Genomic DNA, 15032 nt, shown 5'->3' with positions numbered 1-15032 from the left:
TTTTCATTTTTACAGTTAACGACAACCGCCCTTCAATTAATGTACTCTTAAGCCATAAACAAAGGGGTATTTAATCGATGACTCAAAATGTAGTAATTAGTGGCTACGGTTGGTTAGCCAGCTATGTGGGCAAAGCACTTTCAGGTAAGGTCAATATTGTTGGTACCACTCGAAGCCAACAGAAACGTCTCGCGTTAAAAGAGCAAGGTATCACCGCAATTGAATATGCCCTAGGCGAAGATACATCAGCGCTTTGTAACTACTTGCCAAACGCTACCTTGTTGCTAAATATTCCCCCTGGCAGGAGAAACACAGATCTCGCGTCATACACCAACAATATGCTGCAGTTGATAGACGCAGCCATCAATGTAAAGGTAGCGCATATTGTGTTTATCAGCACCACGTCGGTTTACGGCGATGCAACAAATGAGGTAGTGTCCGAAGTCAGCACTACACAGCCGCAAACAGCCTCGGCCAAAGCCCACGTGACTATTGAAGACTATTTATTGTCTAAACGAGGTCAGGTTGATATCAGTATTGTTCGCCTAGCCGGTTTAGTAGGCCCAGACCGCCACCCCGCCCGCTCGTTAAGTGGAAAACAGTTAGATGCAGGAAATAAGCGAATAAACCTTGTACATGTGTACGACATTGTATCTGCGTTGACGACCATCATTTGTGGCAAGCCGCTTAACGATGTTATTCACCTTTGCAGCTTGTCTCACCCTAAGCGCGGTATTTATTACGTGGATGCAGCGAAGGCGATGGATATTGATGCCCCGCACTTTTCTGATACTGAAGCAGAACCTGCTGGCAAGGTGATTGACGCCGCACAAAGCTGGGCAAGGCTAAATGTAACGCCTGTGTACGGTGACCCCTATCGCATGTTTTAGGCTTTACTCTTAGTGAAAATACATACTCTGACACAAACAAAAACGGCAAGCTTTAGGCTTGCCGTTTTTAAGTTGAGCTCGCTGCTAGCTCACGTCATTTCATGTAAAACCTGACTATCCGAATAGGCTCAACCCGAAGTATTTTACCGCTACCGTGTTTACAAAAATCACGAGTAAAATAAGTGGAATAAAGGTTTTCAGCGATATATCCACGTATTTTTCAAACCAACTACCTTTGTAACCACTGCTGCCCTCTTCCAAAGAAGCATTGAAGTTTGCACTCTTCCAACGATAAATAACAAACAAACAAATTAGCAAGCCGTTTAAAGGCAAAATCGTGTCGTAGAACACATCGTAAATGACATCAAATAGTGATTTATCTGCGCCAGCGTAGTGCATAAACGACGTAAGCATATCAACTTTACCGAATGACAACGCACTTAGGATGGCTAGCAAAATCATAATGCTTCCTAGCGACCCAAGCGCCCATTTACGGCTTACACCTTTTTCATCCATAAGCGCCGCAACAGGTACTTCAAAAATAGACACTAGCGACGTAATTGCCGCAAAGAACACTAATAAGAAGAACAAGCTAGCGACAATCGATGCGCCCATATATCCAATCGAGTCTTGTAACGCTAGAAAGATACTAGGCAGGTAAGTAAAAATCATGCCCACTGACGATTCACTTAAATCATCAGGGTTAATGTCTGGGTTAAAAGAGAAGATGGCTGGAAGGATCATCAAACCCGCAGTGAACGCCACGGCTGTATCCGTCAACGCCACCAGCTTGGCAGCGCTCGGTACATCTGCACGCTTATCAATGTAGCTCCCGTAGGTGATAAGAATACCCATGCCCAACGATAGAGAGAAAAAGGCCTGCGATAGCGCACCATTCACCACTTCAGCAGTGATTTTTGAAAACTCAGGAACAATGTAGAACTCAACGCCAGCCATCGCATTTTCGCGGGTTAATACGAAGATAACGAGACCGATTAGCATCACGAAAAGCGCAGGCATGAGCAGCTTTGCCGCTTTTTCTATCCCTTCTTTTACACCGCCTTGAAGGATGAGGTAGACCACACCAACAACGGCCGCCATATATAAAAAGATAGCTTCTGAGTTAATAAACAGCCCAAAGGTTTCTGGGTTAGCTAACTTGTCTAGATTTCCGCTTACTGCTTCGAACAAATAGCCGAAAAGCCACACAGTAATAACCATGTAGAAAACGGCAATCATGAATGGCGTAGCAATAGCTAGCCACCCCGCGACTTTCCATTTCTTTTCATTACCGCTTATATCACTGTATGCACCAAGCGGGTCTTTTTTAGCATGGCGACCTACTGACATTTCCGCCAGCATTACCGGTAAACAAATGGCAAAAACGAAAATAGCGTACATTAAAAGAAATGCACCACCGCCATTTTTAGCTGCACCGACAGGAAACCCTACCAAATTACCTATGCCTACCGCAGAACCTGCAGCTGCCAAAATAAAACCTATGCGCGATCCGAACTGTTCTCTGGCCCCGCTCATATCCCTTCCTCTTGTTGAGTTATTGTTATAGCAGTTCGCCGTATCATGCCTTGTGATGCACAAACACGTCGTGTGCTCACAATTTATGCTGGTTGTCGGTACTTACTATTCGTAAGAATCAAGCCGAGCGAACTGGTATTATTTATTATCAGGATGGCGTTTGTTGTTATGACTCACGTGTGGCGTCAACGCGTTGTATTGCTACCTCTATGGGCTTATCAATACGCTGCACCATTCCCAAAAATAGCATGGTAACAGCAGTGAAATAAAAAGTCTTGATGTTGGACTTGCTGAAATGATGTTAGACCGTATCACCAAGTTACCACTTCGCCATTCCAGTCGATAAAATGACAAGCTTGGTCTCGATTAAGCGCCGAAAGGTGGTGAATGAGCTGTTTAGCGGTAAACTCAGGCGTGAACAATTTCTTGGCGGCGACGTTCTTTTGAAAAGGCTTAGAAAGCCCCGTATCAACCGTCCCAGGGTGATAACAAACAAGCATCACGTCTTTCAATCTGCGCTTGTATTCTACCGACGCCGTTTTAACCAGCATGTTGAGCGCCGCTTTCGACGCGCGGTAGCCGTACCACCCTCCAAGTCCATTATCTGAAATACTCCCTACTCTCGCGCTTAAGCAAACAAGGGTTGAGCCTTCTTTACTCATTATATTCACCAAATGCTTGAGCCACATTGCGGGAATAATGCTGTTAGTTGAAAAATAAGCCGCTAAGGCCTGCTCGCTGACATCTTCCAAACGTTTCTCAGGATGAATGCCATCGCTTTCGTTATGCAAAAAACCGGTTGTTATTACTACCGTATTTAACACAACCTGCTGTTCAGCCAGCTGTTCAACAAATTCGCTTATGTGCCTATCGTCCTGTTCGGCCAGCTGATGATAGGTAACATCCCCAGAATGATTGGTGTCAGATATAGGGGCGCGACTAACCGCGAACACCCTAGCACCTTCACTGCTATATTGCTCAATAAGCGCAGACGCAATACCGCCCGACGCGCCCACTATAAGGACGTTATTTTTCACTGGCTTCTCCTGGTATGCAGCGATCGCACTGGCGTTTTTTACCTGTTAACAGGTATGAAATGGTGTATCTATGCTTTGCGAATACATTGTAGAAAGCATCGGCTATATGACAAATAACAGGCCAGCGAAGCGGTGCATATAGCCAACCCATGCCCACGGCTTTCCATGCTTCATGAGTGACATCAAGGCCAGTTATCAACGTCCCGTCTTCACGAAGTCCGTGAATTCTTGCATTGAGTGCATGCCAATCCATGGTTGGATAACGGCTCGAAAAATCGGGGGCCTGAATATCTACCAATGTTAATTTGTTGTGCTTGTCTCTTTTTCTTAAATGACGCATTTCAGCGATACACAACGGACAATACCCGTCATAGAAAATAATCACGACCGAATACCTCTGCCAAATTTCGAACACGCTTATACGCATTCTTACCGGTTGCAAACTGCTTGAAAGAAAGCAGTTAACCTCACATGTTAAAACCTTTCACTTAGCTTGCACATTATTCTTATTTAATATTCGTTTATACGATAAAAAAACACGCTTGGATGACTTGTGTTGTGACCTACCCGCACCCACACTACAGACAAAGATTAAGAGAGGTTTTTACTATGGCAAATTTACAAGTCGCCACGTTGGCAGGCGGATGCTTTTGGTGTATCGAATCAGCGTTGAATAGCGTTGAAGGCGTGGAAAAAGCAATTTCTGGCTATGCTGGAGGCGAAAAGGCCGATCCAACCTATGAAGAGGTATGCAAAGGAAATACTGGCCATGCTGAAGTGGTACAAGTGACGTTTGATGCCGACAGCATTAGCTACCGTGAGATACTAGAAATTTTCTTTGCGCTGCATAACCCTACACAGCTGAATAGACAGGGCAATGATGTAGGCACACAGTATCGCAGCGCGGTTTTCTATCACGACGATACACAAAAAGCTGAAGCAGAAAAAATTATCGCAGAAATCACAGAAGAAGAGATTTGGCCCGATTCCGTAGTGACTGAAATAGTAGCAGTAAATAACTACTACGACGCCGAAGACTACCACCAAGATTACTTCAAAAATAATCCACAGAACCAGTATTGCTCTATGGTCGTGGCGCCTAAGCTTGCGAAGTTCAAAAAAACCTTCGCTTCTCGACTTCGCAGCGACGCATAAATAAAACAGCGATATTAAGCGCGCTATCAATAGTGTTAGCCAACAATAAAAAGGGTTGCTTAAAAGCAACCCTTTTGTTTTTCAATCTATTCGTTTTCTTATTATTCAAACCAAACGCTGTTAATTTCTAGTGGAAATAATAAAGGCGCTAAGTCTTCATAACGCTTCTTATGCGCTTCACACGTCGCGTTTTTAAGGTAGTTTTTCTCCCAAGGATCGTTGATGATCCACAAGGTATTTTCAATGGTCACTAGTCCTTCCATCGACGAATTATCCATTGTGTACTGTTCACACTTCTGGTCGCCGGCAACGTCGAACTTAATAGGGATACGCTTTGTTGGCTTATTGCCATTCACATCAATTACCCACAGTTCATTGTCGTTTCTTGCTGCGCCAAACAAATAGGATGCGCCGGTTGAATGAGTATATAACGCCAGTCCATTGATAGGGTGATTACCTGAAGTAAACGAAGGAAGTTGAAGGTTAGGCTCGCTCACTGTGGCAAAATCATTCGACGAGAAAAAGTCTTCATCAACAGCCAATGTAAAAATTCTTGGCTGTCCTGCTTTATCTTTCTCTAGCGCCAGATATAACGTGCCGTCTTCAGCCATCGTCAACCCTTCAATGCCGTCGTTGGGGAAGTTACCTACTTCGAACTCTTGCGGAAACTGTAGTGGGCGCACATCCGACATTTCAACCGAGCCATTATCTTTTCGTGTCAATTTTACCAACAAGGTGGGGTAATCGGTTGACCCTGTTTCCTCGTATTTGGTTTCACAGCGAGGGCTTAATGCGCCGGTACGGGTAGCATCTTCGGTAACCGTATAAATTACATTGGTGTCTCTGGGGTCTACGGCTAGCGCTTCTAAATCAGGTTGCTCACTCAAATAGCTATAAAAGCAGCTTCGGCGCACGGTGTTGGAAAATGAAAAGCGTTCGCTCGATGCGCTCAGCGTTGCGGTATCTGGTGAAATGCTATGAAGTTTCAACTGTTGAGTGGTATCAGCGCTAGCATCTGCGATAGTGACAAGTTGACCGTCTAGCACCACTAACCCTGAGGTTTGAGGATCAAACATAACGTTGCCTTTTTCATCAAGGATCCATTGACCCACAGTGACTTCTGTTAAGTCTTGAGGTTCAGGAGTAATAACAACGTCTTTCGGCTCGCTACAGGCGCTTATCAGTAAAGTGGTTAGCACAGCACTGGTTAAATATTTTAGCATAGTGTGAAGTCCTCTCTCCGTTTATTAAGACGAGAGCAAAAGGTAAAACTGAAAAAATTGTAAGGGAGTATATCGAGCATACCGTTTATTCACAAAAAAGAGTAAGGTTATGCGATAGACATCAGGTTTGCTGAGTACATATATGATTTGGCAACGTTAAATAGTCGTGCTGTCATCATGTTTTTAATTAATGTGCAGCATATTTAGTTAACACGCTTACGTGTATTAATATTGACGAAAATTAAAGGAGAGCGTCATTTCTACGCAGCACTTGCCCCAAGTTATTGCAGGTCCGATAGTAAGAAAGGTGACATCTACAGAATGTCATATTTGGGTAGTAACCAGTAACGCCGATTCACCTACGCTAAATCTATCTGCAAATGAAGTCGTCGTCATCGGCAATTGTCAACGCGAAACCATACGCGTAGGTAAGTACGCATTTATACACTTGCTCTCTTTCACTTCGTCAGAGCCCTTCGAAGATACTGCGCGGATAGGTTACTCGCTATCTTTTAGCGACGATGCTCAGCAGGCTTCATGGGAAAATGAACAACGCGGGCTTCTTTACGATGGGCAGTCTTCCTTATGTTTCCACTACACCGAGACTCCCGAGACCATATTGCACGGCTCATGCCGTAAGCCTCACTTTCACAGTGATGATGCCCTAGCACAAGTAGATGTACTCCATAAAAATGCGTTCAAAAAGCAAAATGATTTTCCCGATCTTCTGTTGATGACGGGCGATCAGATTTACGCTGATGATGTCGCAGGTCCTATGCTTAAAGCCATACACAGCGTGATTGACCGTTTAGGTCTTTATCATGAAGCACTGGAAGGGGCAGTAGTAACCAACACTAATGAACTTGCCACACATGAACATGGGTATTACGAACGAGAGCAGCTTCTGCCACAAATTGCGACCAATACGGTACTGTCTTCAATATTCTTTGGTGCTAAGAAAAAACCGGTATTCACATCAGTAAACGCGCAAAACCATTTGATTGGCAGTGCGGAGATCATCGCTATGTATTTACTAGTGTGGTCCGACACGCTTTGGGCTGATATCAATATAGATAAAGATGGGATCCCCCCAAAATACCACGCTATTTTCGACAAAGAACACGAGGCGCTTAACGGCTTTGTAAAACAGCTACCGCAGGTACGTAGGGCCCTGGCACACATTCCTACCTATATGATCTTTGACGATCACGATGTTACCGACGACTGGAACTTAACCCGGGGCTGGGAACAAGAAGTCTATGGAAACCCTCTATCAAAACGCATGATCGGCAATGCGCTTATCGGCTACTTGCTTTGCCAAGGCTGGGGAAATGCACCAAAAAAAGTAGCGCCATTAATTGCTAAAGTACAAGAATCAATGGGAGAAAGCGGTTTAAACTCGCACGATGAAATCATTGATGAGCTGTTGGATTTTGATCAGTGGCATTACCGTTTAGATACCACACCACCTATTGAGGTTTTAGACACCCGCACGCAGCGTTGGCGCAGTGAATCTAATATGAATAAGCCCTCGGGGCTAATGGACTGGGAAGCACTGTGTGATTTTCAGCATTCTATAATCGGCAAAGAATCTGTCATCGTTGTCTCTGCCGCTCCCATTTATGGTGTAAAGGTTATCGAAGCCATTCAAAAGGTGTTTACGTTTTTTGGCAAGGCGCTTACTGTTGATGCTGAGAACTGGATGGCCCACAAAGGCACCGCGAACGTCATATTAAACATATTCAGGCATTACAAAACGCCCCCCGATTTCATCATTCTATCTGGCGATGTGCACTATTCCTTTGTATACGATGTACGCCTGCGCTTTAGGCGCAACAGCCCCCACATCACCCAGTTCACCTGCAGCGGATTAAAAAACGCCTTTCCGGATGGATTGATCAAATGGCTAGATAGATTAAACCGCGTGCTTTATCGCTCTAAATCGCCCCTCAACCTTTTCACAAGACGCCGAAATATGTCGGTAAAAGCGAGAGAACCAAGTTTGGGCTATGGCGAATTATTCAACGGTTGCGCCATTGGTGTATTAAAAATTTCACAGAAAAACACCGATGTTCAGTGCAAAGCTTTGTTGAGCAACGGTAAAGAGGTAGAATTCCCAGCTTCTAAAGACGATTAGTTCAAAAGAGGTATCTAATGAGTGATAGCGCACTGTCCATCGGATTATTTTACGGCTCAACAACCTGCTATACCGAAATGGCAGCAGAAAAAATCCAAGCGCAGCTCAATAGCCTTTTCGACGAAGATATTGTTGACCTTCACAACATTAAAGACGTTAACCTAACGCGCACGGCCGAATACGACATTATCATTTTTGGTATTTCAACGTGGGACTTTGGCGAGCTCCAGGAAGATTGGGAGTCTCATTGGGAAGAAGTGCACGGTTTGGATTTATCAGGGAAAACCATCGCCTTATTCGGACTTGGCGATCAACTTGGTTACGGTGAATGGTTTCAAGATGCACTAGGCATGCTTCACGATGCAATATTGCCATCAGGCTGTAAGATCGTGGGTTATTGGTCAAACGAAGGCTACGAGTTTACCGCCTCAAAAGCTTTGACCGAAGATAAGACCCAGTTTGTAGGTTTATCTCTTGATGATGAAAACCAATACGACAAAACAGACGCACGCATCGAAGCATGGTGCGAACAGTTATTGGTCTCGATGGCTTAACGCCTATTAATTTCGGATGTCAGTGTTGGAAAGTAAAGGCCGTATTCATCAGCAGTTTTATCGCAACGGCCCAAGCCACAGGGACGGCGCTGATGTTTCATTTCAAGATATTCGCAAACTGTTTAATTTCGCTACGATCACTGTGGGTAGATGGGTAACAGCAGAAGAACAACAGATCGCTGCCAACCTCTTTTTCGATGCGCTTTACGATCTGGTCGCGATCTTAAATATCAATGAACAGGTGTTATCGTTAAACGGATCCCTGTCACTGGCTTTTGGCAGTGGCGGTCAAAAACACAGCAGTGCCCACTACAACAGTGCGAAAAGACAGCTTGCGCTAGCAAAAAATGCAGGAGCCGGAGCGCTAGCCCACGAATGGTTTCACGCTTTCGATCATTATATTGCGCCGCGCATGTTCGACGGTATTGCCGCCGGTAGCTTTGCCACACAGGCCTGGCTCGACAATGCCCCGATGAATTCTCATCCGTTGAATCAAAAATTGAGCGATTGTTTCTCGCTATTGTTCCTAAATGATCAAAAAAGACCAAATGAGTACTTTGTGCGATCCGTAGAAGCTGATCGCGCGTTAAAAATGTATTATTATGCTATGCCTCAGGAGATGGCTGCCCGCGCATTTGAAGCCTGTATTCAAGATCACGAGATCAAAAATGCATTTTTGGTGCAGGGGACAAAAAAATCAACGGAAGCTAGACTTGGCATTTATCCTCATGGTAACTTGCGTACATCACTCAATCAGGCATTGATGTTGTATTTTTACCAATTAGGTGTCGCTATTTCACATAAACAAACCTAGTTTGTTGTTTTATTACTGTGAAACTGAGCATTTTTTCAACAACAAGTGTTAATGAGCACACTGTTTTTGTACAAAACCCTGTATATTTTTGTAACAAGCAGTATACTAAAGCGCTCGAACGTAACAGAAGAAAGAAGACGAGATGAAAAGAAAGAAGCATACCTCGGCTGAAGACGAGGCTCAGATTGATATGACCCCCATGTTGGACATCGTGTTCATCATGTTGATTTTCTTCATCGTAACGACCTCGTTCGTGAAAGAGAAAGGTTTGGATGTAAACCGTCCTGAAGATAATCAAGCGAAAAACGATAAGCCTTCAAAAGCGCTTTCTATCCGTATTGATGCTGATGGCACAATTATGATGGGCGGCCGCGAAGTTGATATTCGTCGTGTGGTTGCAAACACGCAAACATACCTAGCGGAAAACAACACGGATTCAGCTGCTATCCAGGCTCACGAAGACAGTGAGCACGGTACTGTGGTAGAAGTTATGAACCAAGTTAAAATTGCAGGTATTGATAAAGTATCTGTTTTGGTTAAAAAGAGCAGCTAAAACGCCTTTCTGACCACGCAAAATAAAGAAAGCCACCTTCGGGTGGCTTTTTTCGTATAAGACCTTATACCAAAGTATCTCTTGTGCTATCGCATGAATTTTGTTCAGATCGTACCATTCGGTGTGTCTGGAAAATCCATGTTGAAACTCGGTTCCAGACTCTGATGTCACTGGAGCCATTATGCACAAAAAAATACTCTATACTGCTGTACTTGCAGCGGTTATGTCAGCACCACATGTGTCTGCCGCCAAAATTGAATTGAGTGAAGCGTTTGAATACAACGCATTCATCTTCGATAGCTTTACCGGCCAATCTTCCGATGTTGAAGGAAGACTAGCTGTCGGTGGCGAAATGAACGTATCCGATTTCAATGTCGGCTTACTGCTATCGCCAGATATGTCTGAGTCTGCTCTTGCCGTAGGCGGTAACCTTCATTTCACGCGCGGTGATGTTCACGGTGGTTCAACTACCGTGTCAGGTATGGTGTTTGGCTCTGAACTCACATTCGATAAAGCGGTTAACGCTCAGCAGACTGTAAATCTCATTAATTCTACGGTGAAGTCTGGCGGTATCTCATCGAAAGGTGATGTCAAACTAGGTAACTCAAATGTTGTATCAGGTGATGTGCACGCCAATACTGTGAAACTTGGTGGGCCTAATAGTGTTTACGACAGTGTGAGTAACCCTACTTTGTATGGCTCCCAAGTTGAAAACGGAAACGTATTTGCTGAGTCTAGCGTTGAACTTGATAGCAGCGAAGTTAACGGTACCGTAACGCTTAACGACGTTAACAATTACACCGCTATCAATGGTTCGACAGCAACATCTGTTGAACAGGGCAGCGTGAGTAAGGCTGACGTTAACAATATTGACTTTAATGCTATGGCTGCCGAAGTAACAGCGCAGTCTCAAGAGTTTGCGTCAATGTCGGTGAATGGCACAACAACATTGTCGTGCACTGACGCTAACGATTCGGAGCAAGCGGTTGCTTGTACCGACGCTAGCAAGGATGTATTAAATACCATTACCTTCTCTGGCTCTGATGACATCAATATCTACAATATTGACGCTAGTTGGTTCAGCGCTGCTGATAAAGGCATTGTTTACGATTTCTCAACCACCAGCTACAACATTATCAATGTGTACGGTGAATCAGTTGAGTTATTTAACACTGGCTTCTTTAATACAGCCTTTACGCAGGAAAATGAATATTTCAGAGAAAATGGCCAGTACAGAGACAATGACAACAATGTAGGTCAGCGTCATGATGGCCTTTATACCAATAACATCTTGTTTAACTTTGTTGATGCTGATTTTCTTACACTACATAGTGTGGGTGTTAAAGGTAGTGTACTGGCGCCATATGCAGAGCTAAGTTTCTACAATGGTCATGTGGATGGTAATGTCATTGCTAATAGTTTGGTCACTCCGTTGGTGCAACTGATTAATGACGACGGCGAAACCTACAATGCGCCGACAGGCCAAGTAAATAACTATCAGTTCGGCGCTATCAACGTAAGTGAACCTGCATCAATCGCCCTCTTATTTGGCGCTGGATGTTTCATGCTAGCTAGACGTAGAAAAGCGAATTAACGCTTTAAAAAGAGAGTGAATCTTCAGGCAAAAGCGGCTTTATAGTGCAAAGCCGCTTAATCTTGGCGAAGACAGCAAAAGCTCATCACTTGTTACACCAGCACCTCGCCCTTCTCGCCACCTTATCTGAATACCCGCTTCAAATGCTTGGTACTCAACCGCAAATGCTTTTCCTATATACCCAGCCACAATCCAGTTGTGATTGATTCGATACTGACCTTCAGCCATAAAATTTCCGCTTAAACCCGTATCTGAGCTTTCACCAAGGGTCGCGTTCTCGTCTGCCGTAGGAAATGCACCTCCAATCGGAAAGCGCAGATCATCGTCTTGTTCAACACGTGAAAGCGCAAGCGAACTTCGAAGTTTAACTTGCCAGTTTAGCGCCTCAAGCGTTAACAGCTCTGAATAGCCCCCGATGCTGACAAACTGACTGGGGCTAAAGTAACCACCATTGCCGACCGTAAAGCCGCTTAAATTTTTATCGTAGCTTGTATAGCTCAAGAATGGCCCTACACGCCAATAGTCAAGCTTTGGAGATATCATGGTAGCAATATCGTAACTTACATCCCCCCGTAGAGAGAACGCGCTATTATCGGCAACCTGCTCGCCTTCTAAGCGACTAACCTGAGCAGTACCTGCAACAGACCAGTTGTCGGCTACTGCATGCGCTACTAACCCTCTTATGCCACTTTCTATTACGTAGCCCCAAGGTTTCGCGTGATTAGCATTGAAGGTTCCGGTTTGGCTTAATAAGCTGTCTTCTTTTGCCTTTCTAAATAAGGTTGTAGCTACCGTTGTACTGGTAAGAAATTTGGTTGCAGATATTTGCCCGGTTACTTTAGCGCCAACGGGTTGATCGAACATGGCATATTCAAGATTAGCGTAAAAATTGAAATCAGGTGCCTGATAATGCGCTTCGGCGCGAAGCCCCTTATCTTCAAAACCGCTTATTCCCGAAAATGCTCCACTCAATTGGTTGTTACCAAACCAGTCGCCAACTTGAGGGCGACCGCTGTAGAATTGCTTATAGTCGAGCGATACTTGCCACAGCCAGTTTTCATAACCGCTGCCAATGCCGATATATTGCGACAGAACATCGAAATTACCGAGCCCCTCACTTCCGCTTCGACTGCGAGTACTAATACCGTAGACTGCACTTAGGCCATCTTTAGTTTGTGCTGTAACTCCCCGCGCATCGCGATTTTGATAGGCTAGCCAAAACTGTTTTCTGGGCCAGGCGTTACGTGTGGTGCGTTCTTGCAATATGCTTTTTACCGCACTGTATCTCAGCGCCAATCGGTTCAGTGTGGCTTCGTCGTCTTGATTAATTGTAACCAATTCATTGGCAATTACCGCATCGGTTGGCGTCTTCCCGAGCACTCGCTCGAACGCAGCGGTGGCGGTTGTGGTGTCTTGTATCTCTTTAGCAGCCCACCCAATTAGTGCTTGCTCATCTATGCTTAAAGGTCGCAAACGGGCGAGCGCTTCGCCTGACTCAATACTTTGCTTGTAGCGCCGTGTATCGTAAAACTGAGCCTGTCGGCTAGCCAGACTATCAGCACAGCGTCGAATGAAAACCTCAGTATTGACACTACATGCTAGGTCGAACGCGCTTTGCTTGGCCGTGTCGCTGCTTTGCGCGCTAAGTGACAAATACCTGCCTTCGTTATCGTTCACCAAACTAAATAGCGCGTCGGCAAAGTCGTAATTTTTCAAGTCGTATTGTTGCCATGCCGCGCCCTGCAGCACTTCTTTCACGTAGCCGCTGTTATCAGATTTGAGAAGTTGCCCCAGCGTTGTCGTATCGCGCAAAGACAATGCCTGCTGTAGCTTAATACCAGTGACACTGTTAAGGCCTTGTTGAGCGGATTGTTTATCGATATCACGAACTGCCGATTGTTGGGCCTGAGAGAACTGCTGCGTTGCCATTTCTAACATGCCTTTATCAATGGCGGTCCACCCCATAAGCAAGTAAAAATCAGTACGCTTAATTTGATTGCTCAATGCAATAAGCGTTTCTACTTTTTGCTTCGGCGTATTTGCTCTGGCTTTCGGCGTTAACTGAGCAAATTGTTCGAGCGGGAGGAATTTAGAAGCGGGCTTATCTGGCTGCTTTTTTAAAGCCTGAAGCGATTCTCTTGGCGCTGAAACTACAGGCTTGATAGTACCTTTTAAGCGGCCGTTTATTCTGTTTAGTTCGGTTTCGACTTCTTGTGGCACCTGCCACGTAGGGTAACGAGCTTTTAAGCGCGTAAACTCTTCATTAGCTTGTTGAATCTGTCGCTCATTAATATGGTACCAAAGCCCTGTTAAATCCGGCTGATCTTGTTGTGCAGGTAATATACCCAAATCTTTTTCTTTGTACGTTGTTTTAGCTTGTCCGTATGCCTGCACCGACACAAGTGACGTGGCCAAAGCGCCTAGTGCCAGATACAAAGACGTGCGAGTAAACCGAGTTTTCACGATGCGTTATCCAAAACTGCTAGCATAGAAAGCAGCGTTAAACTTGCCGAGTAATAATCCATGTTTCGATTGATCTCAGGCCACTCTGGCCTTTGCTTTTCTTCTGATTTCATCAAGCTGTTTACGGCCATCTGCACTGAACGCATTCCCTTAGACATTTCGTATTCAGCGGTTTCCTCGTTTAACAGGTTGATGGTAGCTGGCGTAGGCGTTATCGCCCACCATGCATAGTAGGGAGAAAGTAGCTTCTCAGTTAACCTAGCGTTTTGGCGAAAACGTGGGGACCAGGCAAGCTGAAGCGGTATACGGATCGCATTAAAACCAAACTCAGGCGATATCACATTATCTAAACTTAACGCACCAATCTTACTGTTATCGGACTCAGTACTATTAGGGGTGAAACGCACCCAATCACTGGGCAATTGGTAGGTAGAAAACTGCATATTAGACAGCAAGACCAAGCCCGATTCGAACAGGCTTTCCCAACGTGACGGAGTATCCGACAGCGAAGACAGGTCAATTATGGCGGGAAAAACCCAATAGGACAGATTTAGCTGAAGGCTGCTATCTCCTGTTTGGTCAGATGCAAATCCGTATTCCCCTGGCAAGAGCACTACACTGTTATTATTCACCACCAGAAGTTTCTGCTCTACAGCACGTACAATATTCCTGGCGTCCTCCTCATACTTACCAACGCCCCACTTTTCACTTGCACGCAATAATGCCCACGCAATAAGAATCTCACCATCAGAGGCATTATTAGGGTCATCGATACAAGAAGATGAATTATCCACACAAGGTCGGTAGCGCCAGCTAAAGAGCCCGTCTTCGCGCATAAGCGTACGTTGTGTCCAGTGCCATAATGCATCAAAGGTATCTTTATCGTTGGCGGCGACGGCAAAGAGCATACCGTACCCTTGCCCTTCGCTGTGAGACACATCATCATTTCCTGTGTCTACCACGCGCCCGCCGTCAACAAACAATGCCTTATACGCTATGTACTGAGACTTGAATTCGCTATCTTCCTTGGTAGAGCACGACGCCAACAGGAACAAAAAACCTATCACTAGCGTCGC

The 15032-nt window shown here is 45.0% G+C and carries 13 protein-coding genes; 7 read left to right on the top strand and 6 right to left on the bottom strand.

The features are described 5' to 3' along the window. The first annotated feature begins 77 nt into the window (after positions 1 to 77). Positions 78 to 890: an NAD-dependent epimerase/dehydratase family protein gene (locus F0261_RS15525; protein ID WP_061486558.1), complete on the top strand. Its 813-nt coding sequence runs from the start codon at positions 78 to 80 to the stop codon at positions 888 to 890. Positions 891 to 1004: 114 nt separating this feature from the next. On the opposite strand, the gene F0261_RS15520 is transcribed toward F0261_RS15525, so the two are convergent. The 3 genes from F0261_RS15520 to F0261_RS15510 all read right to left on the bottom strand — a co-directional run bounded on the left by F0261_RS15520 (position 1005) and on the right by F0261_RS15510 (position 3848). Beyond that, the gene (locus F0261_RS15520; RefSeq protein WP_014950738.1) at positions 1005 to 2426 is read right to left on the bottom strand and encodes a sodium-dependent transporter; all 1422 of its coding nucleotides are present in this window, start codon (positions 2424 to 2426) and stop codon (positions 1005 to 1007) included. A 311-nt stretch (positions 2427 to 2737) separates the two neighbouring features. After that, positions 2738 to 3463: an SDR family NAD(P)-dependent oxidoreductase gene (locus F0261_RS15515; RefSeq protein ID WP_171338402.1), complete on the bottom strand. Its 726-nt coding sequence runs from the start codon at positions 3461 to 3463 to the stop codon at positions 2738 to 2740. Continuing rightward, positions 3453 to 3848, bottom strand: a complete 396-nt coding sequence (locus F0261_RS15510; RefSeq protein WP_014980330.1) for a thiol-disulfide oxidoreductase DCC family protein — start codon at positions 3846 to 3848, stop codon at positions 3453 to 3455. Before F0261_RS15510 ends, F0261_RS15515 begins: the two co-directional genes overlap by 11 nt. A 224-nt stretch (positions 3849 to 4072) precedes the next feature. Between F0261_RS15510 and msrA the strand changes: the two genes are divergently transcribed. After that, entirely contained in the window at positions 4073 to 4618 is a 546-nt protein-coding gene (msrA, locus tag F0261_RS15505) for a peptide-methionine (S)-S-oxide reductase MsrA (RefSeq protein WP_171338401.1), read from the top strand. Positions 4619 to 4719: 101 nt separating this feature from the next. Here msrA and F0261_RS15500 read toward each other — a convergent pair whose 3' ends face one another. Beyond that, positions 4720 to 5841: a hypothetical protein gene (locus tag F0261_RS15500; protein ID WP_014980331.1), complete on the bottom strand. Its 1122-nt coding sequence runs from the start codon at positions 5839 to 5841 to the stop codon at positions 4720 to 4722. 271 nt (positions 5842 to 6112) lie between these two features. On the opposite strand from F0261_RS15500, the gene F0261_RS15495 reads away from it, so the two are divergent. The 5 genes from F0261_RS15495 (at position 6113) to F0261_RS15475 (ending at position 11493) form a co-directional block, all read left to right on the top strand. Next, entirely contained in the window at positions 6113 to 7978 is a 1866-nt protein-coding gene (locus F0261_RS15495) for an alkaline phosphatase family protein (protein WP_171338400.1), read from the top strand. A gap of 17 nt (positions 7979 to 7995) precedes the next feature. Continuing rightward, entirely contained in the window at positions 7996 to 8532 is a 537-nt protein-coding gene (gene fldB / locus F0261_RS15490) for a flavodoxin FldB (RefSeq protein WP_171338399.1), read from the top strand. A gap of 25 nt (positions 8533 to 8557) precedes the next feature. Then, a complete protein-coding gene (locus F0261_RS15485; protein WP_014980333.1) occupies positions 8558 to 9346 on the top strand; it encodes a CLCA_X family protein in 789 nt (262 codons plus the stop codon). 142 nt (positions 9347 to 9488) lie between these two features. Continuing rightward, entirely contained in the window at positions 9489 to 9899 is a 411-nt protein-coding gene (locus F0261_RS15480; protein WP_014950746.1) for a biopolymer transporter ExbD, read from the top strand. A gap of 181 nt (positions 9900 to 10080) precedes the next feature. Continuing rightward, positions 10081 to 11493, top strand: coding sequence for a collagen-binding domain-containing protein (locus tag F0261_RS15475; protein ID WP_171338398.1), 1413 nt, complete (start codon positions 10081 to 10083; stop codon positions 11491 to 11493). Positions 11494 to 11532: 39 nt separating this feature from the next. Here the strand turns inward: F0261_RS15475 and F0261_RS15470 are convergent, their stop codons facing one another. Together F0261_RS15470 and F0261_RS15465 are read right to left on the bottom strand one after the other, a co-directional pair. Further along, on the bottom strand, positions 11533 to 13956 hold the full coding sequence (locus F0261_RS15470; protein WP_171338397.1) for a cellulose synthase subunit BcsC-related outer membrane protein: 2424 nt from the start codon (positions 13954 to 13956) through the stop codon (positions 11533 to 11535). Further along, positions 13953 to 15023 (bottom strand): glycosyl hydrolase family 8, encoded by a 1071-nt coding sequence (locus tag F0261_RS15465; RefSeq protein WP_367613869.1) that lies wholly within the window; start codon positions 15021 to 15023, stop codon positions 13953 to 13955. Before F0261_RS15465 ends, F0261_RS15470 begins: the two co-directional genes overlap by 4 nt. Positions 15024 to 15032 lie beyond the last annotated feature (9 nt).

This window comes from Alteromonas sp. 07-89-2 (assembly GCF_013113925.1).
GTDB lineage: Bacteria > Pseudomonadota > Gammaproteobacteria > Enterobacterales > Alteromonadaceae > Alteromonas > Alteromonas macleodii.
This window is presented reverse-complemented; position numbering and strand designations above follow the sequence as displayed.